This window comes from Pseudomonas sp. WS 5059 (assembly GCF_012985525.1).
GTDB lineage: Bacteria > Pseudomonadota > Gammaproteobacteria > Pseudomonadales > Pseudomonadaceae > Aquipseudomonas.
The window spans coordinates 23910-48034 of sequence record NZ_JAAQWO010000008.1; the positions used below are offsets into that span (position 1 = coordinate 23910).

Below are 24125 nucleotides of genomic sequence, written 5' to 3' on the forward strand. Positions count from 1 at the left end.
GCCCCAGGGGGCTTGGGCACTAGACTGGCGGCCTTTTCACCTACCGATACTGATGTAGAGCCATGGCCGCCAAAGTCGAACCTTTCTGGATACGCAAAACCCTCGAGCACCTCGACCAGGAGGAATGGGAGTCGCTGTGCGACGGCTGTGGCCTGTGCTGCCTGCAAAAGCTTGAAGATGAAGACGACAACAGCGTCTATTACACGCGCATCGCCTGCAAATTGCTGGACCTGAAAACCTGCCAGTGCACCGACTACCCTAACCGTCGGGACTCGGTGCCCGATTGCATCCAGCTCACGCCGGGCCAGGCCGATCAGTTCAAATGGCTGCCGCCGACCTGTGGCTATCGCCTGGTCAGTGAGCGCAAGGACTTGCCGCTGTGGCACCACCTGGTCTGCGGTGATCGCGACGCCGTGCACCACGAACGCATTTCCCAGTCCGGCCGCATGCTCAGCGAAGGCAGCGTGCCCGAGGACGATTGGGAGGATTACCTGATTTTTCGCGCAGGCTGAAAAGGAGAGCGTATGACGGTCCAAGCCAGGCTGGCGGCAAGCCTGCTGTTGCTGGGGTTGAGCACGTCGGCATGGTCGGCGAAAAAAGTCGACCTCGACTATCACGTCAAACTATTACCCCAGAGCGATCAGGCCGAGGTGCGCCTGAGCCTGTCCGAGGGCTCGGCGGTGCGCAGCCTGAACTTCGACCTGGGGCGCGACGGTGACTACAGCGACTTCAAGGCCGACGGCCAGTGGCAGGTCACGCCCGATACGGGGGCCCGGCGTGGCCTGTGGCAGCCGGGCGCCGACAAGGCCAGCCTGACCTACCGCGTGCGCCTGAGCCATGCGCGCAAGCCCGGCATCTACGAATCGCGCATGACCCCCAGCTGGGCGCTGTTTCGTGGTGAAGACCTGGTGCCTGCGGCCCGGCTTGACCAGCAGGACGGCGTGGAGTTGGTGTCGCGGCTGACCTTCGAGCTGCCGCCAGGATGGAAAAGCGTCGAGACCCCCTGGCCGCGGATCGGCAAGCACAAGTTCCGTATCGACAACGTGTCCCGTCTGTTCGACCGGCCCACGGGCTGGATGCTCGCCGGTAACCTGGGCAGCCGCCGGGTACGCCTGGGCGAAACTGAAATCACCGTGACCTCGCCCAAGGGCCAGGCCATGCGCCGCATGGACGTGTTGACGTTGCTGACATTCGTTTGGCCCCAGGTGCAAGCAGCGTTTCCCCGGCATCCGGCCAAACTGCTGGTCGTGGGGGCCAGTGATCCGATGCGCCGTGGCGCGTTTTCCGGGCGCGATTCGGTGTACCTCAATAGCCGCACGCCGCTGGTCAGCGAAAACGGCAGTAGCCCGTTGATTCGCGAAGTGGTGCAGGCCATCGGCCGGTTCAACGACCATCAGGGCAGCGATTGGATCAGCGAAGGGCTTGCCGAGTATTACTCCATTGAACTGCTACGCCGTGCGGGTGGCATCAGCGACGAGCGTTATGAGGCAATACAGGCGCGCTTGAGCAAGGACGGCAAAGGTGTGACGACCTTGCGCGGCGAGCACGTCAGCGGCGCCACGGTGGCGCGGGCGGTGGTGGTGTTGCAGGAACTGGATCGCGAAATTCGCCTGAAAACCCACAACAAGCGTTCCCTGGATGACCTGACGCAGGCGCTGATGCGCCTGGACAGCATCACGACCAGGGAGTTTGTGCAGTTGGCCGAAAGCGTGATTGGCGAATCCTCGGTGGTGCTCGACAGCAAACTGCTGCGCTGAAACTCAATGGTGCAAACACAGCTTGTGTAGGCACTGGGTTTGTGTGGGAGCTGGCTTGCCTGCGATAGCATCACCTCGGTCTGACTAAAAGACCGAGCCGCCCGCATCGCAGGCACGCCAGCTCCCACACAAGTTGCGTCACGGGGTGGTTTTTTCGGCAGCCACTTGCGCGCGGGTCTTGAGGTTTTTCAGTTCTTCGCCGGCGCGTTCGATTTTTGTGCGTACGCTGTTCATATCCTGGCGGCTTTTTTCCAGCAGCGACTTGGCCGAGCTATGCCCGCTGATCCCGCGTGCCAAGGCCACACCGCCAATCGCCACTTGGATCAGGCCAAAGAAGCCGCCCCGGCGAATGCCCTTGCCCATCATCACCACGCCACCGGCCAAGGAGCCAATGCGCTCCCAGCCTTGGACATTCTGGGTCGGCTGGGTTTGGAACGGCGTCGATTCAATTACAGGGTTGAGGGTTTTGCTGTCGCTCATGGTCTGTCTCCAACAAAGGGCCATTGATATGCAACTGACTGCCGGCAGTTCGTGGATGTTCCCGCCAAATCAGTACTTGGGGCCCGAACGGGTGTTATTGCCCTTGGCCAGGCGATCGTAGAGCACCACGTTGACCGTGGCCGCGAGGTTCATGCAACCGGTGGTCGGGATGTAGATCACGTCTTCGCACCAGTCGCGGATCTCTTTGTCGAGGGAGCCGTCTTCGGGGCCGAAGATATACAGCGCGCGATCCGGGTGGGTGTATTCGGGCAGCGGGCGGGCGCCGTCCACCAGCTCGACGGCGACCGGGATGCAGCCCAGGGGCAGGATCTTTTTCAGGTCGTCGATACCGATCAGCGGGATATCGTGGTGGACCTTCTTGGTATCGGTAATAAAGTCCCGGGCCCGCTCATAGCGTTTACCGGTGTAGAACACCGAAGCCACGCCATAGCAGCCGGCGGCGCGCATGACCGAACCGACGTTTTCGGGGGATTTGGGGTTGTACAGACCGATGCAGCTGTAGCGTTTATTGCCCACGGGAGAGGGTGCCTTCGAGAAAAACCGCAATTATACGGGGATTGCTCGAGCAGCGGTCGCTATAGAAATGGCGTGTTTGGGCGATTGTCATCGCAGCATCGCCGCGATGACGTCGTAACGTTCAGCGACGACCGTCAGTCGTCCTTCTTCATCAACCCCGCCAACGCCGCAAACGGGTTGTGCGTGGCTTTGGCAATGGTCGGGCTGCTGGTGGAGCCTTCACCGAAATACTGCTGGTCGGTGTAGCGCGAGTGTTCGTTGTCGTGGCAGTACAGGCACAGCAATTCCCAGTTGGAACCGTCCTGGGGATTGTCGTCATGGTTGTGGTTGCGGTGGTGCACGGTCAGCTCGCTGAGGCGCTTGCCGGCAAATTCACGGGCGCAGCGGCCACATACGTGGGGGTACATTTTCAGGGCTTTGTCGCGGTAGCCCATTTCCCGGTCGCGCTGGGCATCGGCGAGGATACGGTCCAGCTTGGCGGTGTGGGAGGGCGGGTTGCTTGAGCTCATCATGGCTCCTGTTTTTAGTGGATCACGGATGGCGTTGATTCTAGCTGCTCGCGGGGCAATAAGCCCTTGGCTTTTTCAGTCCGGGCGCCGGGCGGCGATTGGGCGGCTTGGGGCACACTAACAATGGCTGGCCAGCGCTGTGTTTGAATACCGTTGGGAAGTTAAATAAGGCCAGCGTTAGTTTTAGCTGAGAAAGTGTTGGACTAACTTTACCAAGTTCTTTAATGTGGCGTCTCTTGGCCCACTGCCGCTGTTGTGTGGTGGTGTCAGGTTCTCAATAAGCCAGGTCTTGCCTGGCGACCGTTAGTTTCCCGTGCAATCGGGTTTTCCCATCACGATATCAGCCCCCGCGGCTGGCGTTGTGGCGTTTCAAATCAGAGGCGCTCGTGCAGAGCGTACTGCTGCCAATCACCGAAGTCGGGTTGGTTGAAGAGTTTGATCAGCGTCTTGCCAATAATAAAAAATCGACGAGTTACCCTGTGCTTATAAATTCATGACTCTGGAATTCTATTCTGTGTGAGTTGTAAGTTTGTGGTGCGCGTTAATAAGTTTTGATGTTCGTCTCGCTTACATTCAACTGCCAGCTTCAATTCAATACATGCAATTTGTTGTAGAGGCTGTTGTGTCTAAAGGTGTTGTTCTGGCGGTTTCCGCGTCCTTGCTGTTTGGTGTGCTGTATTTCTTTACTTCTCTTCTTGAGCCTTTGGACGGCCAGCAGATATTTGGCTGGCGAATCCTTATTTCGTTGCCCTTCATGACGCTGCTGCTGTGCCTGTCCGGGGATTGGAAATGGGTGCCGCTGATCTACCAGCGCTTGCGCGACAAGCCGGGGTTGTTGCCTTGCGTGGTGCTGACCAGCGCGTTGGTGGGTGTGCAGTTGTGGATCTTCATGTGGGCGCCGCTCAACGGCCATGGCCTGGACGTTTCCCTGGGTTACTTCCTGTTGCCGCTGACCATGGTTATCACCGGGCGTATCGTTTATGGCGAACGCCTTTCCCATCTGCAAAAGATTGCCGCCGTGTTGGCCGCAGTGGGCGTGGGCAATGAGTTGTACCGCACGGGCGGGTTTTCCTGGACCACCCTGGTGGTGTGTGTTGGTTACCCGCTGTATTTCGTCCTGCGCCGGCGCTGTGGCACCGACAACCTGGGCGGATTGTGGCTGGACATGATGCTGATGATCCCCGTGGCGCTGTGGTTCATCCTCGGCGGCCAACCCATTGGCGAAACGCTGGCGCAGCGCCCGGCGTTGTACTGGCTGGTGCCAGTGATGGGCCTGGTCAGCGCGGCGGCAGGCTATTGCTACATCCTGGCCAGCCGCCTGTTGCCCTTCAGCCTGTTCGGCCTGCTCAGTTACGCTGAGCCGGTGTTGCTGGTGGCGGTGTCGTTGATGCTGGGCGACAGCCTCAAGCCGGGCCAGTGGATGACCTACCTGCCCATCTGGCTGGCGGTGGTGGTGTTGGTACTGGAAGGCTTGCGGCACCTGAGTCGACTGCGTCGCTCGATCTGAGCGGCGCGCCGTTCAGCCCTTGAGTTTCTCGGCAATCCAGATGGTATGCCGGGTGCCCTTGTTGCCATGGGCAAACACTTGCACTTCCTCGGCCTTGAAGCCGGCCTTGCGCAGTTTGTCGCTGAACTGCTTGTCGGCGCTGGCCGACCACACGGCCAGCACGCCCTTGGGGCGCAGGGCCTTGGCGCAGGCGCTGAGGCCACCGGCGGAGTACAGCCAGCTGTTGGCTTTCTGCGTCAGGCCTTCGGGGCCGTTGTCGACGTCGAGCATGATTGCATCAAAGCCCTGGGGCTCGGCTTGCAGCACCTTGGCCACGTCTTCCAGGCGGATTACCGTGCGCGGGTCCAGCAGCGGGTTGCCGGATTTTTCCCCGAGCGGGCCGCGATTCCACTCCACGACGCCCGGTACCAATTCAGCCACCACCACTTCGGCCGTCTTGCCCAGGTGCTTGAGCGCCGAGGCCAGGGTGAACCCCATGCCCAGGCCGCCAATCAATACCCGTGAACCAGGGCGGCCGGCGACCTTGCGACAGGGGATTTCGGCCAGGGCATCTTCGGAGCCGTGCATGCGCGTGTTCATCAATTGCCCGCCGTCACCGCCCTGGATCTTGATCACAAAATCCTCGCCGTACTCGAACAGGCACAGGGCGCCGCCGTTATCGGGGATCGGGGTGGTGTCGAGCAGCACGAAACGTTTCATGGAAATCTCATTGGGAAGGGCATTCTTGCGCGGTTGGGAGTAGCCTTGGGACTGGTTAACAGTCAGGCCATGGAGCCATCGATGAAGTGCAGCATTCTAGCGGTCATTGTAGGGAGTGTGCTCACATTGGGTGCCGCACATGCCCAGCAGTTGCAACCCGTGCCGAACACGCCGGCGACCACCACGGGGGCGCCGGGCACTGCCACGCCGACCCCCTATCCGCAAGTCACGCCGCCAACGGCGCCCAAGCCACAAGGTAGCGGGGCGCCATTGTTGCCGCCGATTGAAATGCCCAAGCCGCCCAAGGACCAGACCTTGCCCGGCTTGCAGCAAAACGACAGCAAGCCCAAGGCGGCGGGTTCTTAAACCAGCCCCAGGGCCTTGAACACAAAGGCGTATTCCAGGGCCACGTCACGCAAGCCCTGGTAACGCCCGCTCATGCCGCCATGGCCGGCGCCCAGTTCGGTCTTGAGCAACAGCAGGTTGTCGTCGGTCTTGGTGGCGCGCAGCTTGGCCACCCACTTGGCGGCCTCCCAGTACTGCACGCGGCTGTCGTTATAGCCGGCGATCACCAGCATCGCCGGGTAGGCCTGGGCGCTGACATTTTCGTACGGCGCATAGGCCTTGATCCGCTCGTACACTTCGGGTTCCTGAGGGTTGCCCCATTCGTCATATTCGGTGACGGTCAGTGGCAGGTCGGGGTCAAGCATGGTGTTGAGCACATCGACAAAGGGCACTTCGGCAATGGCTGCCTGGAACAGCTCCGGGCGCTGGTTGAGCACGGCACCGATCAACAGCCCGCCGGCGCTGCCGCCGCTGATGGCCAGCTGCTTGGAGGTGGTCAGGCTCTCGGCGATCAAGTGTTCGGCGCAGGCAATAAAATCGCTGAAAGTGTTTTGCTTGTGCTCCTGCTTGCCGGCGCGGTACCAGGCTTCGCCCAATTCGCCGCCCCCGCGCACATGGGCAATGGCAAACGCCACGCCGCGGTCCAGCAGGCTCAGGCGCGCATGGGAAAACCACGGGTCGAGGCTCGAGCCGTAGGCGCCGTAGCCGTACAGGTACAGTGGCGTCGGCTGGCCCACCTGGTCACGCTTGACCACCAGGCTGATCGGCACCTGGGTGCCATCGGCAGAGGTAGCCCACAGCCGCTGGCTGACATAATCGTCGGCATTGAACACGCCCAGTACCGGGGTTTGCTTGAGCACGTGCTGCGCGCCGCTGGCCAGCTCCAATTGGCGGACCTGGGCCGGACGATTGAGTGCTTCATAGCGCAGGCGGATTTTGTCGCTGTCGAATTCCAGGCTGTTTTGCACATACAGGCTGTAGGCCGCGTCCGGCAGTTCCACGCGATAAGTCGGCAGGCCTTGTGGGTGCACGTCGATCACCGGCAGGCCGCCAATGCGCAGGCTCAGGGTCATGGCCCGGGCATTGAGCGTCACGCCATCGAGCATCACCGCGTCATCGTGGGCAATCAGGTTGTGCCACTGGTCTTCGGTGGGCACGCCGCCGGTGTCGGCCGCCTGGAATAGCGCAAAGTTGATGCCATCGCGGTTGCTGCGGATAAACCAGGTCCATTGGTCGTCCAGCTTGCCGTGATCGACATCGTATTCATGGCCTTCAACCCGTGGCGCCAGGCAGGCAAACGCCTGTTGCGGCTGCTCGGCGTCCAGGGCCCAGATTTCACTGGTGGTCTTGCTGCCCAGGGACAGCAGCAATTGGCGCTCGGAACTGGAGCGGTAGCAATGCAGGAAGAAGCGGCCGTCGGGCTCGTGGAACACTTCTTCGGCAGCGGTGCCGTCCAGGCGGTAGCGATACAGCTTGTGCGGGCGATGGGTGTCGTCCAGTTCGCCGAAGAACAGCGTCAGGCTGTCGTTGGCCCAGGTCATGCTGCCATCGCAGTCTTCGAAGGCCAGTTCACTGACCTTACCCGAAGACAATTCCTTCACGTACAGGGTGTAGATCTCTTCGCCATTGGTATCCAGGCTGTAGGCCAGGCGCTTGTGGTCCGGGCTGATGCTGAAGGCGCCGAGGGAGAAAAAGCCGCCATTGGCCAGCACATTTGGGTCCAGTAGCAGTTCTTCGGCGTTTTCATCGATCTGCTGGCTGTCGTCGGCCGGGCGCGGGCAGCGGTAATGGCGCGCGTATTCGTCACCGGCGGTGGTGCGCGTGTAATACAGGTACGGGCCCCAGGGCGAGGGCAGTGACAGGTCGGTCTCGAGGATACGGCCCTTGATCTCCTGGAACAGGCTTTCGCGCAACGCTTTCTGGTCCTCAAGCTGCGCCTCTTGCCAGGCATTTTCGGCCTTGAGGTAGTCGAGCACCTCGCTGTTGTCGCGTTCCTGCAACCAGGCATACGGGTCCTGGCCTGAGTCCTGGCGGGCAATCGGGGCGGCAGCGGCGTGGGTCGATGAAGGCATGGATCACTCTCTGTCTGGTGGCGGGCCGACGGCATTGCAGCCGTGGCACTCAAAAGCCGTTATCATACGGGCCTGTTTGCCTACCTTGCCATGGACACCATGACCGAGAACGACTATCTGACCGCTTGGGGCCTCTACGCCTTCGCCGCTTTGGGCTGCCTGCTGGTGTGGTTTCGCCTGACCCGCTGGATCTGGCGCTGGCTGCGCGAACCGCTGCGGTTGCTGATGGCGGTGCTGCTGTTGAGCCCGACCATTGTCGACCCGGTCAAGGAGCAATTCGCCCCGGCCGTGGCCATCACCGCCCTGGATCTGTTGCTCAAAGTGGGCAATAACGCCTGGCGGGCGGTGTCCGATTTGCTGATGTACGCCATGATCGCCTTTGGCCTGTACCTGGTCTTTGTGCTGATTCGCTGGCCCATCGAGCGTGCCGCCAAGGCCCGGCGTGAGCAGAAGGCCGCCGCTGCGGCAGCGGTCGCGGCCGAGCCTGAGGACGACGAGCCCTATGGCCGTGCGCCGGCCCCGGTCAGTGGTATGCGGGTCGAGCCGCGTCTTTAACGTTGTAAGCCCTGCATCGAGAGTCCTGGCATGTGTGAATTATTGGGCATGAGTGCCAACGTACCGACCGATATTGTGTTCAGCTTCACCGGGCTGATGCAGCGCGGTGGGCGCACCGGGCCACACCGCGATGGCTGGGGCATTGCCTTCTATGAGGGCCGTGGCCTGCGGCTGTTCCAGGACCCGGCGGCCAGCAGCGAGTCGGAAGTGGCCCTGCTGGTGCAGCGTTATCCGATCAAAAGTGAAGTGGTGATTGGTCATATCCGCCAAGCCAACGTCGGCAAGGTGAGCCTGTCCAACACCCATCCGTTCGTGCGCGAACTGTGGGGGCGCAACTGGTGTTTCGCCCATAATGGCCAACTCGCCGACTTCACGCCCCAGGCCACGTTCTACCGCCCGGTGGGCGATACCGACAGCGAAGCGGCGTTCTGCGACCTGCTCAACCGCATCCGCGAGGCGTTTCCAGAACCGGTGGATATCGAGCAAGTGCTGCCGGACCTGATCGCGGCCTGCGCCGAATACCGCAGCAAGGGCGTGTTCAACTGCCTGCTCAGTGATGGTGATTGGTTGTTCTGCTACTGCTCGACCAAGCTGGCGCAGATCACTCGCCGTGCGCCGTTTGGCCCTGCACGGTTGAAAGATGTCGACGTGATCGTCGATTTTCAGGCTGAAACCACGCCAAACGATGTGGTGACGGTGATTGCCACCGAACCCTTGACCGAAAACGAGACCTGGACCCGCTACGAACCGGGCCAGTGGAGCCTGTGGCGGCGCGGCGAATGCGTGCGCCAGGGCACAACCGCATAAGGACGTCGATTATGTTGCTCAGCTATCTGCGCCTGGTGTTGTTTGCCATCGGTTTGTTGGTCGGGGTGCAAGTCCCGGGGTTTATCAACGACTACGCCAAGCGGGTCGAGGCCCACCTGATCGAAGCCCAGACCGGTTTGCGCGGTTTTGAAAGCACGGCCCAGCAGTTCTTCAATGGCGATTTGCAAGCATTGGTGGCGCATTACCGTGCCAGCGATGACCCGGTGTTCCGCAGCGATGCCAACAGCCTCGGCACTTTGCTCGATCGCCAGGTGGCGTTGGACAAGCAATTTCAGGCCATGCAGGGGCCGTGGTACATCCGCGCCTTGCAGGTGGCGGTGGCCGCCGACCCGGATATCCGCCGGGAAACCTGGAATGGCTACAGCTACCAGATCCTCCTGACCCCCGAAGCCATGGGCTGGGGCCTGGGTGGGGCGATGCTGCTGTCGTTCGGCCTGGAGTGCCTGTTCCGCCTGATCGACTGGGTGGTGCTGGGCGGCAAGCGCTTGCGCCAGAGCCGGCCGATTGAAGAGCGGGACCTCAAGGGCCTGTAACTACGCCACAAATCCCAAGGTTGCAGCGGGTTTGTGTGGGAGCTGGCTTGCCTGCGATGGCGTCACCCCGGTGCAGCTTATGTAGCGAGGTGCTTGCATCGCAGGCAAGCCAGCTCCCACAGGTTTAATCGGGTGTCCTCAGCGGGTTTGGTTGGTTGAGCACCATGCGCTCTTCACCCACTTCCTCGGCATACCGCGCCACTACGCTCTGGCACAACGCCACAATCTCTTCCACCAACTCCACCCCCACCCGCCACGACACCACCACCTGCAGGTTCGGCAAGCGCTGCGCCATCGGCAGCACGAGCAACTCGCCCCGCGCCAATTCTTCGCTGACCAGCACCGGCGGCAACGCGCCGATACCGAAGCCGTCGCGTAGCAGGCGGGTGATGGCCGACACCGAGTTCACGCAGTTCATGCGCGGCGCCGCCACGCCATGGGCCTGCATCAGGCTCAACACGTCCTGGTGGGGATGGGAGTTTTTCGAGTAGGTAATAATCCGTTCCTGGGCCAGTTCGGCGAGGGAGGCGTAGTCGCGGTTGTAGATCGAGTGGCTGGCGACGATCCAGCCCATGGGGTGGCTGGCCAGTTCCAGGCTGCGCACCGACTCCTGACGCATCAGGTCGGTTTGCAGGATCACGTCGAGGAAGCCTTTTTGCAGCTGATCGCAGAGATTCAGCGCCGTATCGGCGACCAATTCGATCTCAACCAAGGGGAAGTGGTCCATCAGTTCGGTCACCAACGGGCTGAGCCAGGTGTGGATCACCGTGTCCATTGCGCCGATGCGGATGCGTCCGACCTTGCTGCTGGTGGTTTCCAGCGATTGCTTGAGCCCCTGCATGGTGACCATCATCTGTTCGGCATAATCGAGCACCTTCATCCCGTCCGGGGTCAGGCTTACGCCACGCGAGTCTCGCAAAAACAGCTTCACCCCCAGCTCGCTTTCCAGCACTGCAATGCGGCTGGAGATCGAGGCCTGGGTGGTGAACAGCTTCTCTGCGGTGAGCCGGAAGCTCTTGAGCCGGGCCACCCAGACGAAGGTTTCGAGGAACTTCAAATTCATGGGATCAACTTTTTCTTATGCATGGATCGGTTTTTATTAGTTGGACGCAGCAGGGGCTGCGCGCCAAAAATCGGGCTGTCTCACGATAAGCGTCGTCGGGGCTCAGGACAACATCGTTGCGGGATCTTGGTAAAAGATCCCACACTACAAAAAAATAAAGCCTACAGGAGTCTTCAGTGTGAGCCGCCTGCTACTGAACTGCGACATCGGCGAAAGTTTTGGCGCCTGGACCATGGGTCTGGATGCCGAGGTCATGCCATTCATTGATTGCGCCAATATCGCCTGCGGTTTCCACGCCGGCGACCCGAGCATCATGCGCAAGACCGTCGCCCTGGCGTTGCAGCATGGCGTGCAGATAGGTGCGCACCCGGCATATCAGGACCTGGCAGGCTTCGGCCGCCGCTCCATGGCCTATGCGCCCCAGGAACTCCAGGACCTGTTGCATTACCAGATCGGTGCCCTCGACGGTATCTGCCGGGCCCAGGGTGGCCGGGTCAGCTACGTCAAACCCCATGGCGCGATGTACAACGACATGATGGCCAAGCCTGCGCAACTGCGCGCAGTGATCCAGGCCGTGGCGGCGTACGACGCCAGCCTGCCGTTGATGCTGATGGCCACCCGTGACAACAGCGCCGCCCAGGCCCTGGGGGATGAATATGGCGTGACCCTGTGGTTCGAAGCCTTCGCCGACCGCGCCTACGACAACGCCGGGCACCTGGTCTCGCGCCAGTTACCGGGCGCGGTGCATCACGATGCGCAGGTCATCCTTGAGCAGGCCTTGACCATTGCCCGTGGCCAAACCCTGGTCGCCAGCGATGGCAGCCCGCTGTTGCTGCAAGCCAACACCCTCTGCGTGCATGGCGATAACGCCAGCTCGGTGGCGGCGGTGCAGCGCATTCGCCAGGCGTTGACGCCAGCATGAAGCCACGGATTGAAGTAGTCGCCATCGACTGTCTGATGGTGCGCCTGTTTGACGTGATCGCCGAAGACAACATGCCCTGGATGCTTGCTGCCACGCGCCGGCTGCGCGAGGGGTTTGGCGCGGCGCTGGTGGATTTGGTGCCTTCCTACACGACGCTGATGGTGCATTACGACCTGCTGGCACTGAGCCCGGCACAGGCCCGGGAACTGATCGAGCACGCCCTGACGGACTTGCAGCCGCAGGCCCAGGGCAGTGGGCAGTGTCATGTATTGCCGGTGTGGTACGACCTGAGCGTCGGCCCTGAGCTGACCTTGCTCGCCCAGCGTAGCGGGCTTGCGGTCAACGAGGTGATTCGCCGCCACAGCCAGCATCACTATCAGGTCTTCGCCCTCGGGTTTGCTCCTGGGTTTGCGTTTATGGGCCTGGTGGAAGAACAGCTTGCCGCGCCGCGCCTGGGCACCCCGCGCAAACGGGTGGCGCCGGGCAGCGTCGGTATTGCCGAGCGCCAGACCGCAGCCTATCCGGTGGAATCTCCTGGTGGCTGGAACCTGATCGGCCGCACCCCGGCCAAACTGTTCGACCGCGAGCGCGACGGCTACAGCCTGATGCAGCCAGGCGACAGCGTGCGTTTCGAAGCTATTGGCCGCGCTGAATTTATCAAGCTGGGTGGCGATGACACGCCCTTGGAGGCCCAGGCATGAGCCGCTTGTTGATCGAGGCCAGCACCGCGCTGTGCCTGTTGCAGGATGCCGGGCGTTTTGGTGTGCGGCACCTGGGCGTGACCCAGGGCGGCGCGCTGGATTGGGTGTCGATGTCCTGGGCCAACTGGCTGCTGGGCAACCCGCTGGATGCGCCGGTGGTGGAAATCACCCTGGGCGGTTTTACCGTGCAGGCCGAGGCGCTGTGCGTGCTGGCCCTGGCCGGTGCGGACCTGGGGGCGTATATCGACGAACGCGCCATCAGCCCTGGCCGCAGTTTCATTCTGCAAAAAGGCCAGCGTCTGCGCTTCACCCAGCCACACCGTGGTGCGCGGGCTTACCTGGCGGCGCCGGGCGGGTTTGACGCGCCCAAGGTGCTGGGCAGTTGTGCCAGCGTCGGGCGCGAAGCCCTGGGCGGGCTTGACGGTTTTGGCCGGGCCCTGGCCGAAGGTGCGGCCCTGGGGTATTCCGGCACCGGCAGTCAGTTGCGGGAGTTGCCGGTTGAGCGGTTGCAAGCTACCGCGCCCCTGGGCGTGATCCTCGGCGCGCAGATCGGCCAGTTCAGCGGCCAGAGCCTGTTCGATGCCTTCAATACCGAATGGGCCGTGGACAGCCGCGCCGACCGCATGGGCATGCGCTTGCTGGGCACGCCGTTGGCGTATCAGGGACCGTCGCTGATCTCCGAAGGCATTCCCTTGGGTGCGATCCAGGTACCGCCGGATGGGCAGCCGATTGTATTGCTCAATGATCGCCAGACCATTGGCGGCTATCCGCGGTTGGGGGCGTTGACGCCATTGGCGTTGGCGCGCCTGGCGCAGTGCCTGCCGGGGGAGAAGGTGAGGCTGGCGCCGGTGATGCAGGAGACAGCGCATCGCGAGCATCTGAGCTATTTGCAGCGATTTACGAATCGCTAAAGGCATCGCAGGCAAGCCAGCTCCCACAGTTGAGCGGCGTTCACATCTTTTGATTTGTGAATGCAATTCAACTGTGGGAGCTGGCTTGCCTGCGATAGCTGCGGTGAATTCACCGCCTATTTAGAGAGAAAACGCATCCCTTCTTCAAGCCCGCGCAAGGTCAACGGATACATCTGGTCCTCAATCAAATCCCGCACGATGTTGGTCGACGAGGTATAGCCCCAGGTGTCTTTCGGGTAAGGGTTAATCCAGATCAGCTTCTTGTACTTCTCCATGAACCGCTGCATCCACACATACCCCGGCTCCTCGTTCCAGTGCTCCACGCTGCCACCGGCCTGGGTGATTTCGTAAGGCGCCATGGCCGCGTCGCCGATAAAGATCACCTTATAGTCGGCGCCGTACTTGTGCAGCAGGTCCTGGGTCGAGGTGCGCTCGGAAGTGCGGCGCATGTTGTTCTTCCACACCGACTCATAAATGAAGTTGTGAAAGTAGAAGTACTCCAGGTGCTTGAACTCGGTCTTGCAGGCCGAGAACAGCTCTTCACAAGTCTTGACGTGGGCATCCATCGAGCCGCCGATGTCGAACAGCAACAGCAGCTTGACCGTATTGCGCCGCTCCGGACGCATCTGAATATTCAGCAGGCCGGCGTCGCGGGCGGTGTGGTCGATAGTGCCGTCGATATCCAGCTCCTCGGCCGCCCCCTGGCGCGCAAATTTGCGCAGGCGGCGCAGGGCCACCTTGATATTGCGTGTGCCCAGTTCCACCGAGTCATCGAGGTTTTTGTACTCGCGCTGGTCCCAGACCTTGACCGCCTTGCCCTGGCGCTTGCCGGCATCACCCACGCGAATGCCCTCGGGGTTGAAACCGCCGGAACCGAACGGGCTGGTACCGCCAGTACCGATCCACTTGTTGCCGCCGGCGTGGCGTTCCTTTTGTTCTTCCAGGCGTTTCTTGAACTCTTCGATCAGCTTGTCCAGGCCGCCCAGGGATTGGATCTGCGCGCGCTCTTCATCGCTCAGCGAACGTTCGAACTCCTTGCGCAGCCAGTCTTCGGGAATCAGCGCCTGCAGGTGATCGTCGAGTTTTTCCAGGCCGTTGAAGTAGGCCCCAAAGGCCCGGTCGAACTTGTCGAAATGGCGCTCGTCCTTCACCAGGATCGCCCGGGACAAGTAGTAGAACTCGTCCATGTCGGCGAAGGTCACCCGTTGTTTCAGGGCGTTGATCAGGTCCAACAGCTCACGCACCGAGACCGGCACCTTGGCTGCACGCATTTCATTGAACAGGTTGAGCAGCATGGCAAAAGCCCTTATCGAGTGCCGCGACGGCTCATGAACGCCAGGCGCTCAAGCAGTTGCACATCCTGCTCGTTTTTCACCAGGGCGCCGGCCAGTGGCGGGATGGCCTTGGTCGGATCACGCTCGCGCAGCACCGCCTCGCCAATATTGTCGGCCATCAGCAGCTTGAGCCAGTCCACCAGTTCGGAGGTGGAGGGCTTTTTCTTCAGGCCCGGCACCTTGCGCACGTCGAAGAACACGTCCAGCGCTTCGCTGACCAGGTCTTTCTTGATGTCGGGGTAGTGCACGTCGACGATTTTTTGCAGGGTGGTGCGGTCGGGGAAGGCGATGTAGTGGAAGAAGCAGCGACGCAGGAACGCGTCTGGCAGCTCTTTCTCGTTGTTGGAGGTAATGATGATGATCGGGCGTTTCTTGGCCTTGATGGTCTCGTCGATTTCGTAGACGTAGAACTCCATCTTGTCGAGTTCTTGCAGCAGGTCGTTGGGGAACTCGATATCGGCCTTGTCGATCTCGTCGATCAGCAGGATCACCCGCTCTTCGGACTCGAAAGCCTCCCACAACTTGCCTTTTTTCAGGTAGTTGCGCACGTCATGGACCTTGTCCACGCCCAACTGCGAGTCGCGCAGGCGGCTGACCGCATCGTATTCATACAGGCCCTGGTGCGCCTTGGTGGTGGACTTGATGTGCCAGGTAATCAACCGCGCGCCGAACGATTCGGCCAGTTGTTCGGCGAGCATGGTCTTGCCGGTACCCGGTTCGCCCTTGACCAGCAGCGGGCGCTCCAGCGTGATGGCAGCGTTGACGGCCAATTTCAGGTCATCGGTGGCAACGTAGGCCTGGGTGCCTTCGAACTTCATTTCTCAATCCTCGAACATGACGCCGGTAGTCAGCATGCCTGCGACTATAGCGCGCAGCCCCGGTGACTGTGAACGCAGACGGGTTATTCAGTCTCTGAATGACCAGTCACGCCAGGTTCAATCGGCGCTGGGTTTGGGTTGTTCGTAGCGGGCGTTGAACGCCTGGACGAAGCCATTGCGCAAAATCTGCAAAAACGCCTGGAACGCGCTGATATCTTGCTGGTGAACGCTGCCACTGAGCTCGACCCGGGTGGCGAACTGGTTTTTGCTCTGGTTCTTCAGCACGGTTTCGCTGGCGCCGACCACGGCCTCCCAGATCGAGCGGAAAATCCCCTTGTCCTTGTTCTCCACATCCTGTTGCCAGTCGAAGACTTCCACATCCCGCAACAGTGGCTTGATATAGCCGGTCAGTTGGGCTTTCTCGGCCTGGGCCTCGATTACCACGTCGCCGGTGCCGGCATTGAAGTCGAACTTGCCGTAGGCCGAAGCGAAGTCGTTCATGCGCTTGAGCTGGATGTCGCGGGCGCGAAAGCGGAACTCGAAGTCTTCAAAGTTGCTCAGCGGGTCGAAAGTCGCGCTGGCTTCCAGCGGCGCATGCCCCAGCAACAGGGCCTTGCCGTCAAAGCGCGCATCGCGCTTGCCTTCGACGTCCACCACATTGGTCAGGTTGTAGAAACTGGCGTTGACCTGGGTGGCCCCGATGTTGACCGGCGGTTTGGAGTTGAAGTTATGGAAGGCAATCTTGCCGTCGTCGATGCGCACTTCGTTGAGGGTGATGGGCAGCAGTTTGCCCAGTTGCGCCCGCCAGTCGGTGCCACGACCGGTCTGGGACGCCTGTTTGTTGGCGCCACCGTCGACGAAGTTGAGCTCTGGCTTGACGAATTGCACTTGGGCCACCACCGCATGGTCGTACCACAAGGAATGCCAGCTCACTGACAGATCAATGACCGGCGCCTTGACGAACGGTACGGGCACCTTGCCGTCGACCTTGACGATCTGCAGGCCATTGATCCGGTACGCGCCGCGCCACAGGGCCAGGTCTACGTCCGTCACTTGGCCACGGTAGTCGCCCATGTCGGCGAGTTTTTCATTGAGGTAGTTGCGCACCAGGTAGGGCAGTGCGATGTCCAGTGCCACCAGCACGACCACCAGCCCGGCGACCGTCCATATCGGCCAACTGTAGCGACGCTTCATGGGTTTTTCCTCCCTGTGTATAGGCGGTTGACTACGCCGGCAGCGGCAACGTTCCTCGACTGGACGCCTTGGAGTACGAGGCATACCCTTGTTGCCTTCATGAAAACTGCCTAAAGGACCCCGCCATGAGCCGCATTTTTGCAGACAACGCGCACTCCATCGGTAACACGCCCCTGGTTCAGATCAACCGTATCGCACCCCGTGGCGTGACCATCCTGGCCAAGATCGAAGGGCGTAACCCTGGGTATTCGGTGAAGTGCCGGATTGGCGCGAGCATGATCTGGGATGCGGAAAGCAGCGGCAAACTCAAGCCAGGCATGACCATCGTTGAACCGACCTCGGGCAACACGGGGATTGGCCTGGCCTTTGTCGCCGCCGCCCGTGGCTACAAATTGTTGCTGACCATGCCTGCGTCCATGAGTATCGAGCGGCGCAAGGTGCTCAAGGCCCTGGGCGCCGAACTGGTGCTGACCGAGCCGGCCAAGGGCATGAAAGGCGCGATCGAGAAAGCCGGCGAAATCCTCGCCAGCGACCCGGCGACCTATTTCATGCCGGCGCAGTTCGACAACCCGGCCAACCCGGCCATCCATGAGAAAACCACTGGCCCGGAAATCTGGAACGACACCGATGGCGCGGTGGATGTACTGGTGGCGGGCGTCGGCACGGGTGGGACGATCACGGGCGTGTCGCGCTATATCAAGAACACGGCGGGCAAGCCGATCCTCTCGGTGGCGGTGGAACCCATCAGTTCGCCGGTGATTACCCAGGCGTTGGCCGGTGAAGAAATCAAGCCCAGCCCCCACAAGATCCAGGGCATTGGTGCCGGTTTTGTGCCGAAGAACCTCGACCTGTCGATGGTCGACCGGGTGGAGTTGGCCAGTGACGAGGAATCCAAGGTCATGGCCCTGCGCTTGATGCAGGAAGAGGGCATCCTGTGCGGGATCTCCTGTGGCGCGGCGATGGCCGTTGCGGTGCGCCTGGCCGAGAAACCGGAAATGCAGGGCAAGACTATCGTGGTGATCCTGCCGGACTCCGGCGAGCGTTACTTGTCGAGCATGTTGTTCAGCGATCTGTTCACCGACCAGGAAAACCAGGCCTGACCCTGGTAGGTGCCGTTCCAGGGAAATCGGGTTGATCCATATCAGCCCGGTTTTATGCCCCTTATGCATAATTGATTGCTCGCCGCGCGCCCCTTAAAACGGATTGTTGGATGACGCGGGTTTTTCCTCCGGCCCGGAGTGTTTATCATGGCCGGCTGCTATGTCTGGTTTCCCGCTGCCGGGAGGCTATTTCCAGGAGTTGCTGCATGACCTTTTCTTTGGCCGCCAAGCTGTCGGTGCTGTTGCTGTTTATCGGCAGTACGCTCTACGTGCATTTGCGCGGCAAGGCGCGTTTGCCGGTGCTGCGCCAGTTCGTCAACCATTCGGCGCTGTTCGCCCCGTACAACGCGTTGATGTACATCTTCTCGGCTGTACCGTCCAAGCCCTACCTGGATCGCAGCAAGTTCCCGGAACTGGATGTGCTCAAGGACAACTGGGAGGTGATCCGCGAGGAGGCCATGCACCTGTTCGACGAAGGCTATATCCGCGCCGCCGAGAAGAACAACGATGCCGGGTTTGGCTCGTTCTTCAAGAAGGGCTGGAAGCGCTTCTACCTCAAGTGGTACGACAAACCGCTGCCATCGGCCGAGTTGCTGTGCCCCAAGACCGTGGCCCTGGTCAGCAGCATTCCCAACGTCAAGGGCGCCATGTTCGCGCTGTTGCCGGGCGGTAGCCACCTCAACCCCCATCGCGACCCGTTTGCCGGCTCCCTGCGGTATCACTTGGGGTTGTCGACGCCCAACTCCGACGACTGCCGCATTTTCGTCGATGGCCAGGTCTACGCCTGGCGCGATGGCGAAGACGTGATGTTCGACGAAACCTACGTGCACTGGGTGAAGAACGAAACCGAGAAGACCCGGGTGATTTTGTTCTGTGACATCGAGCGGCCACTGAGCAACCGGTTGATGACTCGCGTCAATCGCTGGGTCAGTGCCCAATTGGGCCGCGCAACCGCGCCGCAGAACCTGGATGACGAGCGCGTGGGCGGGATCAACCAGGCCTATGCCTGGAGCAAGAGCTTCAGTGATCGTTTCAGTGGGGTGGTCAAGCAGTGGAAGCGCAAGCACCCCAAAGCCTATCGCATCATGCGGCCGGTGCTGGCGGCGGTGGTGGTTGTGGCGTTGGTGTATTGGTTATTTGGCTGATGGGTTCAAAAAAAACCGCTCGTATGAGCGGTTTTTTTATGACTTTTATTTTTCCGGGTGCCCCGCCAAAAGGCTTGGTTCTTCAACGTTGCCGGCCATGGCCGCGTTTAGAAAACGGCGCTGATTGGCAGTCAGTACAGTGCTTTTAAGTTCCTGGCGGGCCTTGGACGACGCTTTTCGGGCGCCGGGTTTTTTAATAAGTTCTCCCATGCAGCCTCCACAATTGATCATTAATTGAACATTTTTTCGATGCTATTCGTTCTCTACCGCTATCACAAGCCTGCCCCGTGAATCGAAGTCAAAGCCCAGGTTTTGATAGAGGGCAATAGCACCGGGTGCGGGCTCCTGAATCTCTATCCATTGGCTGCCAATGATTCTCGCGTAATGGTCGATGGCAATCATCGTCAGTGAAGCTATGCGGCTTTTCAACGGGTGGGATTTTCCAGGTCTTCCCTCCAGGCGGATGACCTTGATCCGCAATCGGCTTTGATTGGGATTGGCAAAGCACAGCCCACAGAGTTCCTCTTCGTACCAGAGGGACAAATCGAACGCCATCGGTTCACGGCCTTTCCACGTCGCAACCTCGTCCCATGAGAAGTGAGAGTCTGCTGTCCAGTCCTGATAGGCAGCCAATGCATGGCTGTCGATCAATTCAAAACGGACATGGGTTAAGTCGATCTCTGTGCCTTGGGCGGCGGTGTGTTTCAGGTTTTTGTACCACTGTTGAGTCGATGCATTCACAAGGCGTATGGCTTTTGATCGGTAGAGCTGGTATCGCAAGGGGGCGCGTTTTTTTGGCATTGGCGGTCATGAGTCGAAAGCCTCCTGAAGCGGAGGGCGTTGGGTTTTCCCAAGGCTAGAGGTGATTTTTCAACATGCCCTTACTGGCCTTTTGGCAAAGCCATTGCAAAGCGTGTCAGCGGCTGGTTATAGTCGGCGCCAGGTGTTTCGCAGCACCTTTCATCCCTCCAAAAAAGATCAGCCCATGCCTGCTTCCCCACGCATAGCGGTAGTCGATTCAGCGGTCAACGCTGCGGTCGTGCCGTGCGGGAATCAGCAGCCTGTGCAGATCAGTCATTACCCCCCACCTGTCAGTAGCATCCCGGTGTACGCACTCGTATCACCGCCGGGCGTTGGCGTTTCGGGCTGATCAGCAGACCGCTGCTCCCCGTTGCCTGCCTGTACCGAACCTACTGAATTTCAGCCTTGGCTGAGTTGGCTTTTTGCCTGACTACAGGTGTTCATCATGTCTGTTCTTTCGAAACAATCCGTGGCCGCGGCGGCCTCGACGAGCCTGTTTGTGCTGCTGTGGAGCAGCGGGGCGATTTTCTCCAAGCTGGGCCTGGCCCATGCGTCCCCCTTTGCCTTCCTGTTGATCCGCTTTGCCATTGCCCTGGCGGGCTTGGTGCTGCTGGTGCCGATTCTCAAACTGAGGTTGCCGCGCCCGGGCAAACCGCTGTGGTATGCGGCGGCCACCGGGCTGGTGTTGCTGGGGGCCTATCAGATTTTTTATCTGCTGGCCCTGGACCTGAAGGTCACCCCCGGCGTGATGGCGACCATCATGGGCGTGCAGCCGATCCTCACCGTGGTGCTGATGGAGCGCCAGCGTTCATGGCGCCGGATGTTCGGCCTGGCGTTGGGGTTGGCGGGCCTGATCATGGTGGTGTACCAGGGCATCGGTCTGGCTGGCATGTCCCTGGCCGGCATGCTGTTTGGTTTGCTGGCGCTGGCGAGCATGACCCTGGGCTCGATCATGCAAAAGCGCATCACCGATAACCCATTGGGTACCTTGCCGGTGCAGTACCTGGCGGGTTTGTTGTTGTGCGCGGTGTTCGTGCCGTTCCAGCCCTTTGCTTTCGAGCACAACAGTGGCTTTTACCTGCCGGTGCTGTGGATGGGGCTGGTGGTGTCACTGTTGGCGACGCTGCTGCTGTACCGCCTGATTGCCCGGGGCAACCTGGTGAATGTCACCAGCCTGTTCTACCTGGTGCCGGCAGTCACTGCGGTGATGGACTACTTGATCTTCGGTAATCGGCTGGCAGTGCTGAGCGTGCTGGGGATGGGGTTGATCATCATTGGGTTGGTATTCGTCTTCCGTAAAGCTTGATATCCCTGTGTAGGAGCCGAAAAGCCGGCTCCTACACAGCTTTGATCAATTTCCCTCGCCGTAGCACCAGCCACAGCGCCCCCGCGATCAACAACCCGCCATACAGATGGGCCATGGACAACGGCTCGTCCAGCAGCAATGCGCCCCACAACACGCCGAATGGCGGAATCATGAAGGTGACGGTCATCGACTTCACCGGCCCGATGGAGGTCAGCAAACGGAAGTACAGGATGTAGGCGAATGCCGTGCATAGCAGCCCCAGGCCCAGTAGGGACAGCCACACATTCCAGCCGCCCCAACTGGCGGGCGGGTGGCTGATGGCGCTCCAGCCAAACCACGGCAATAGAAACAATGTGGCGCCGAGCATGCTGCCCAGTGCCGAAAGTCGGCTGTCCAGGCCACCCTGTTGATCCAGCCAACGGCGTGCCAGGAAACCGGCGAAGCCGTAGCAGGTGGTTGCCAGCAGGCAGGCGAGGGCGCCCATCAGCAACTCCAGGTCAAACGCCACCGGCCCGGCGCGCGTGAGGATGCCCACGCCGAACAGGCCCAGGCACACCCCGGCAATCTTCGAGGGCGTCAGCCGTTCATGGAAAAACAGCCCGCCAATCAACACCCCCATCAACGGCGTGGTGGCGTTGAAAATCGCCGAGTAACCCGCTGGCAAGACCTGGGCCGCCACCGAATACATGGTCGCGGGAATCCCCGAGTTGATTACCCCCAGCAACAACACGATCTTGAACTTGCCCTGGAAATCCCAGCGCACCCGTAGCATCGCGAGGATCACCAGCAGGCCGGCGGCGGCAATCGAAACGCGGAAAAACGCCGTAGGCAAGGTGCCGATCTGCGGCGCGATAATCCGCATGAACAGAAAGCTCGCGCCCCAGATGGCGGCCAGTAGCAGCAGGTAGAGGGTGTCGACAGGTCTCACGGACAGCTCCTTTTCAACAAGGGCGAGAGTGTTGCCCAGGGGCCTGCCTGACACAATCTTTTACGTATCAACTACACAATAAAGCGCGTCACCAGGCCGTTGAGGTCCACCGCCAGGCGCGACAGCTCCTGGCTGGCGGCCGAGGTCTGGGTCGCACCGGCGGCGGTTTGCGTCGACAGGTCGCGGATATTCACCAGGCTGCGATCCACCTCCCGGGCCACCGATGCCTGTTGCTCGGCGGCACTGGCGATCACCAGGTTGCGTTGGCTGATCTGCGAGATGGCAGCGGTGATTTTTTCCAGGGCATTGCCGGCGCTGTTGGCCCGTTGCAGGGTCTGGCTGGCGTGCTCGGCGCTGCTGGTGAGGGCGCCGACCGTGGCCTGGGTGCCTTGCTGGATACCGGTGATCATCTGCTCGATTTCCTCGGTGGAATCCTGGGTCCGCTGCGCCAGCGAGCGAACCTCGTCGGCCACCACCGCAAACCCCCGCCCGGCCTCGCCGGCGCGGGCGGCTTCAATGGCCGCATTGAGCGCCAGCAGGTTGGTCTGCCCGGCAATCCCGCGTATCACTTCCAGCACCTTGCTGATGTCTTGCGCCTGTAGCGCCAGGCCCTCGGCCTTGCCCGAGGCGTCGAGCACCTCGTTGACCAGGCTCTGGATCGAGCTGATGGTCTCGCTGATCTGGAAATGGCCGTGCTTGCTGTCCTCATCGGATGCCTGGGATGCCTCGGCGCTGGAGACCGCATTCCCCGCCACTTCATCCACCGCTGCGCTCATCTGTGTGACGGCGGTGGCGGCCTGTTCGATTTCATCGTTCTGCGCTTGCAGGCCGCGAGTGCTTTGCTCCATCACCGAACTCATCTCTTCGGCTGCCGAGGCCAGTTGCTGGGCGGACTCGCTGATGCCGCGAATAGTCGCCTGCAACTGTTCCTGCATGGTGGCCAGGGCGCCCAGCAACTGTGCCGGTTCGTCCTTGCCATGCACGTGGATCGGCTGGCTCAGGTCGCCGGCGGCAATCGTGCGTGCCGCGTGCAATGCCTGCGCCAGGGGCGTGGTGATACTGCGGGTCAACAGCCAGGCCAGCAGCAGCGTCGCGATCAGGGCGACCGCGATGATGAGGCCGACGATCCACTGTGCGCTCTGGTACATCTGCGCCGCCGATTGCGCCGCATCCTGGGCGCCTTGCTGGTTGAAGTCGATCAAGGCGCCCAGGCTCCGGTTGAGGATCACGCCCTGGGGCGTCAACGTATCGGTGAGCAGGGTCAGGGCCTGCATCTGGTTATCCTGGCCCACCAGGTGGATCAATTGGTCGACGATGGTCATATAGGCCGACGCGGTGGCCTTGAGCTGCTCCAGTAGCTGGCGCTCCTGGTCATTGCTCAGCAGGGCCTGGTGATTGTCCAGGCGTTCCTGCAAATAGCCGCGCTCCTTGGTGATCACGTCTTTGCTGCGCTCGCGCACCGCCGATTCATCGGTGGTCAGCAAGCGCAACGCCTCCAGGCGGATAGCCGCGACGTTGGCGGCGCTGTTGTGGATGTTCTCGATACTCGGCATCCAGGCCGTTTCAATGATGGCGGCGCTTTCGCGCAGCTTGGCCATCTGCCCCAGGCCAAACAACCCGACCAGCACCAGCAGGCCGGCCAATACCGCAAAACTCAGACTGGCACGCAGGCCGATTCCCATGTTCCTCAATGACATATCAATGCTCCTTGGGCGATTTAAATCGATTCCCGAGCCGGTCTTAGGACCTTGTTATCAGGGAAAACGCTGGGCTATATAGCAAAGTGCCATCATTGAGGTAATCGGGGTTTCCCTTACGTTGGATCCAAGTCCGTATAAGGTCGCCAAACCCCACCCGGCCTGGGGTTCTTCCTGTTCGCGGTGCCAGCGCCCGTGTTTTGTGGCCTTCAGATGAATCGATTAATCAACGCGAGGTGACTTTATGGGTGTTTTATTGACCCTGTGGTCGAATTAAAAAATCGTAAACAATTGTTTGAGTCGCCCCCGTGAAGAGCCAGCGCCCGGTAAAAAATGTACTTCTCCTGCATGAGGACTCTGGCTAATCTCAGGTCTTCCGAATG

At 60.8% G+C, this 24125-nt stretch carries 26 protein-coding genes; 13 read left to right on the forward strand and 13 right to left on the reverse strand.

The window, feature by feature from the left end:
- Positions 1-62: 62 nt before the first annotated feature.
- Together HBO12_RS22430 and HBO12_RS22435 are read left to right on the forward strand one after the other, a co-directional pair.
- The gene (locus HBO12_RS22430; RefSeq protein WP_029292333.1) at positions 63-512 is read left to right on the forward strand and encodes a YcgN family cysteine cluster protein; all 450 of its coding nucleotides are present in this window, start codon (positions 63-65) and stop codon (positions 510-512) included.
- Positions 513-524: 12 nt separating this feature from the next.
- A complete protein-coding gene (locus HBO12_RS22435) occupies positions 525-1757 on the forward strand; it encodes a hypothetical protein (protein WP_170043249.1) in 1233 nt (410 codons plus the stop codon).
- A 138-nt stretch (positions 1758-1895) separates the two neighbouring features.
- Here HBO12_RS22435 and HBO12_RS22440 read toward each other — a convergent pair whose 3' ends face one another.
- From HBO12_RS22440 to HBO12_RS22450, 3 genes are all read right to left on the reverse strand, one after another.
- Positions 1896-2237, reverse strand: a complete 342-nt coding sequence (locus tag HBO12_RS22440) for a YgaP family membrane protein (protein ID WP_169955564.1) — start codon at positions 2235-2237, stop codon at positions 1896-1898.
- Positions 2238-2306: 69 nt separating this feature from the next.
- Positions 2307-2774: an RNA methyltransferase gene (locus tag HBO12_RS22445; protein WP_032863501.1), complete on the reverse strand. Its 468-nt coding sequence runs from the start codon at positions 2772-2774 to the stop codon at positions 2307-2309.
- Positions 2775-2908: 134 nt separating this feature from the next.
- Complete coding sequence (locus HBO12_RS22450; protein ID WP_038448187.1) at positions 2909-3283, reverse strand: YajD family HNH nuclease; 375 nt, start codon at positions 3281-3283, stop codon at positions 2909-2911.
- 622 nt (positions 3284-3905) lie between these two features.
- Here HBO12_RS22450 and rarD point away from each other — a divergent pair.
- Positions 3906-4790 (forward strand): EamA family transporter RarD, encoded by an 885-nt coding sequence (gene rarD / locus HBO12_RS22455; protein WP_170043250.1) that lies wholly within the window; start codon positions 3906-3908, stop codon positions 4788-4790.
- Between the two features lie 12 nt (positions 4791-4802).
- On the opposite strand, the gene HBO12_RS22460 is transcribed toward rarD, so the two are convergent.
- Positions 4803-5489, reverse strand: coding sequence for a spermidine synthase (locus HBO12_RS22460; protein WP_169955566.1), 687 nt, complete (start codon positions 5487-5489; stop codon positions 4803-4805).
- Positions 5490-5570: 81 nt separating this feature from the next.
- On the opposite strand from HBO12_RS22460, the gene HBO12_RS22465 reads away from it, so the two are divergent.
- Positions 5571-5855, forward strand: coding sequence for a hypothetical protein (locus tag HBO12_RS22465; protein ID WP_169955567.1), 285 nt, complete (start codon positions 5571-5573; stop codon positions 5853-5855).
- On the opposite strand, the gene HBO12_RS22470 is transcribed toward HBO12_RS22465, so the two are convergent.
- Positions 5852-7906, reverse strand: coding sequence for a S9 family peptidase (locus HBO12_RS22470; RefSeq protein WP_170043251.1), 2055 nt, complete (start codon positions 7904-7906; stop codon positions 5852-5854). The two genes, HBO12_RS22465 and HBO12_RS22470, sit on opposite strands and share 4 nt — an antisense overlap.
- A gap of 90 nt (positions 7907-7996) precedes the next feature.
- On the opposite strand from HBO12_RS22470, the gene HBO12_RS22475 reads away from it, so the two are divergent.
- Genes HBO12_RS22475 through HBO12_RS22485 form a run of 3 tightly spaced genes read left to right on the forward strand, consistent with a single transcriptional unit; the run spans position 7997 to position 9822 of the window.
- Positions 7997-8461 carry an MFS transporter gene (locus HBO12_RS22475; RefSeq protein WP_225923868.1) on the forward strand — a complete coding sequence of 155 codons (465 nt, stop codon included), beginning with the start codon at positions 7997-7999 and terminating at the stop codon, positions 8459-8461.
- A gap of 30 nt (positions 8462-8491) precedes the next feature.
- Positions 8492-9268 (forward strand): class II glutamine amidotransferase, encoded by a 777-nt coding sequence (locus tag HBO12_RS22480; RefSeq protein ID WP_029292340.1) that lies wholly within the window; start codon positions 8492-8494, stop codon positions 9266-9268.
- Between the two features lie 11 nt (positions 9269-9279).
- On the forward strand, positions 9280-9822 hold the full coding sequence (locus HBO12_RS22485) for a DUF2937 family protein (RefSeq protein WP_016971394.1): 543 nt from the start codon (positions 9280-9282) through the stop codon (positions 9820-9822).
- Between the two features lie 124 nt (positions 9823-9946).
- Here the strand turns inward: HBO12_RS22485 and HBO12_RS22490 are convergent, their stop codons facing one another.
- Positions 9947-10885: a LysR family transcriptional regulator gene (locus tag HBO12_RS22490; RefSeq protein ID WP_170043252.1), complete on the reverse strand. Its 939-nt coding sequence runs from the start codon at positions 10883-10885 to the stop codon at positions 9947-9949.
- Between the two features lie 178 nt (positions 10886-11063).
- Here HBO12_RS22490 and HBO12_RS22495 point away from each other — a divergent pair, with 178 nt between their 5' ends.
- Genes HBO12_RS22495 through HBO12_RS22505 form a run of 3 tightly spaced genes read left to right on the forward strand, consistent with a single transcriptional unit; the run spans position 11064 to position 13419 of the window.
- Positions 11064-11807, forward strand: a complete 744-nt coding sequence (locus HBO12_RS22495) for a 5-oxoprolinase subunit PxpA (protein ID WP_169955570.1) — start codon at positions 11064-11066, stop codon at positions 11805-11807.
- The gene (locus HBO12_RS22500; protein ID WP_169955571.1) at positions 11804-12508 is read left to right on the forward strand and encodes a 5-oxoprolinase subunit B family protein; all 705 of its coding nucleotides are present in this window, start codon (positions 11804-11806) and stop codon (positions 12506-12508) included. Before HBO12_RS22495 ends, HBO12_RS22500 begins: the two co-directional genes overlap by 4 nt.
- On the forward strand, positions 12505-13419 hold the full coding sequence (locus tag HBO12_RS22505) for a 5-oxoprolinase subunit C family protein (protein WP_170043253.1): 915 nt from the start codon (positions 12505-12507) through the stop codon (positions 13417-13419). The genes HBO12_RS22500 and HBO12_RS22505 overlap by 4 nt, the downstream gene beginning before the upstream one ends.
- A gap of 116 nt (positions 13420-13535) precedes the next feature.
- Here HBO12_RS22505 and HBO12_RS22510 read toward each other — a convergent pair whose 3' ends face one another.
- The 3 genes from HBO12_RS22510 to HBO12_RS22520 form a co-directional block, all read right to left on the reverse strand.
- Positions 13536-14714 carry a vWA domain-containing protein gene (locus tag HBO12_RS22510; RefSeq protein ID WP_057441266.1) on the reverse strand — a complete coding sequence of 393 codons (1179 nt, stop codon included), beginning with the start codon at positions 14712-14714 and terminating at the stop codon, positions 13536-13538.
- An 11-nt stretch (positions 14715-14725) separates the two neighbouring features.
- Positions 14726-15571 carry an AAA family ATPase gene (locus tag HBO12_RS22515; RefSeq protein WP_029292347.1) on the reverse strand — a complete coding sequence of 282 codons (846 nt, stop codon included), beginning with the start codon at positions 15569-15571 and terminating at the stop codon, positions 14726-14728.
- A 117-nt stretch (positions 15572-15688) separates the two neighbouring features.
- Entirely contained in the window at positions 15689-16765 is a 1077-nt protein-coding gene (locus HBO12_RS22520; protein WP_170043254.1) for a DUF748 domain-containing protein, read from the reverse strand.
- Positions 16766-16890: 125 nt separating this feature from the next.
- Here HBO12_RS22520 and cysK point away from each other — a divergent pair, with 125 nt between their 5' ends.
- Complete coding sequence (gene cysK, locus HBO12_RS22525) at positions 16891-17865, forward strand: cysteine synthase A (protein WP_170043255.1); 975 nt, start codon at positions 16891-16893, stop codon at positions 17863-17865.
- 206 nt (positions 17866-18071) lie between these two features.
- Complete coding sequence (locus HBO12_RS22530) at positions 18072-19010, forward strand: aspartyl/asparaginyl beta-hydroxylase domain-containing protein (RefSeq protein ID WP_169955575.1); 939 nt, start codon at positions 18072-18074, stop codon at positions 19008-19010.
- A gap of 45 nt (positions 19011-19055) precedes the next feature.
- Here HBO12_RS22530 and HBO12_RS22535 read toward each other — a convergent pair whose 3' ends face one another.
- The gene (locus HBO12_RS22535) at positions 19056-19220 is read right to left on the reverse strand and encodes a hypothetical protein (RefSeq protein WP_170043256.1); all 165 of its coding nucleotides are present in this window, start codon (positions 19218-19220) and stop codon (positions 19056-19058) included.
- A gap of 42 nt (positions 19221-19262) precedes the next feature.
- Positions 19263-19811: a hypothetical protein gene (locus tag HBO12_RS22540; RefSeq protein WP_170043257.1), complete on the reverse strand. Its 549-nt coding sequence runs from the start codon at positions 19809-19811 to the stop codon at positions 19263-19265.
- A 445-nt stretch (positions 19812-20256) separates the two neighbouring features.
- Here HBO12_RS22540 and HBO12_RS22545 point away from each other — a divergent pair, with 445 nt between their 5' ends.
- Positions 20257-21117 (forward strand): DMT family transporter, encoded by an 861-nt coding sequence (locus tag HBO12_RS22545; RefSeq protein ID WP_170043258.1) that lies wholly within the window; start codon positions 20257-20259, stop codon positions 21115-21117.
- Between the two features lie 31 nt (positions 21118-21148).
- Here HBO12_RS22545 and HBO12_RS22550 read toward each other — a convergent pair whose 3' ends face one another.
- Together HBO12_RS22550 and HBO12_RS22555 are read right to left on the reverse strand one after the other, a co-directional pair.
- The gene (locus HBO12_RS22550; RefSeq protein ID WP_170043259.1) at positions 21149-22045 is read right to left on the reverse strand and encodes an EamA family transporter; all 897 of its coding nucleotides are present in this window, start codon (positions 22043-22045) and stop codon (positions 21149-21151) included.
- A 71-nt stretch (positions 22046-22116) separates the two neighbouring features.
- Positions 22117-23742, reverse strand: a complete 1626-nt coding sequence (locus HBO12_RS22555; protein WP_170043260.1) for a methyl-accepting chemotaxis protein — start codon at positions 23740-23742, stop codon at positions 22117-22119.
- Positions 23743-24125 lie beyond the last annotated feature (383 nt).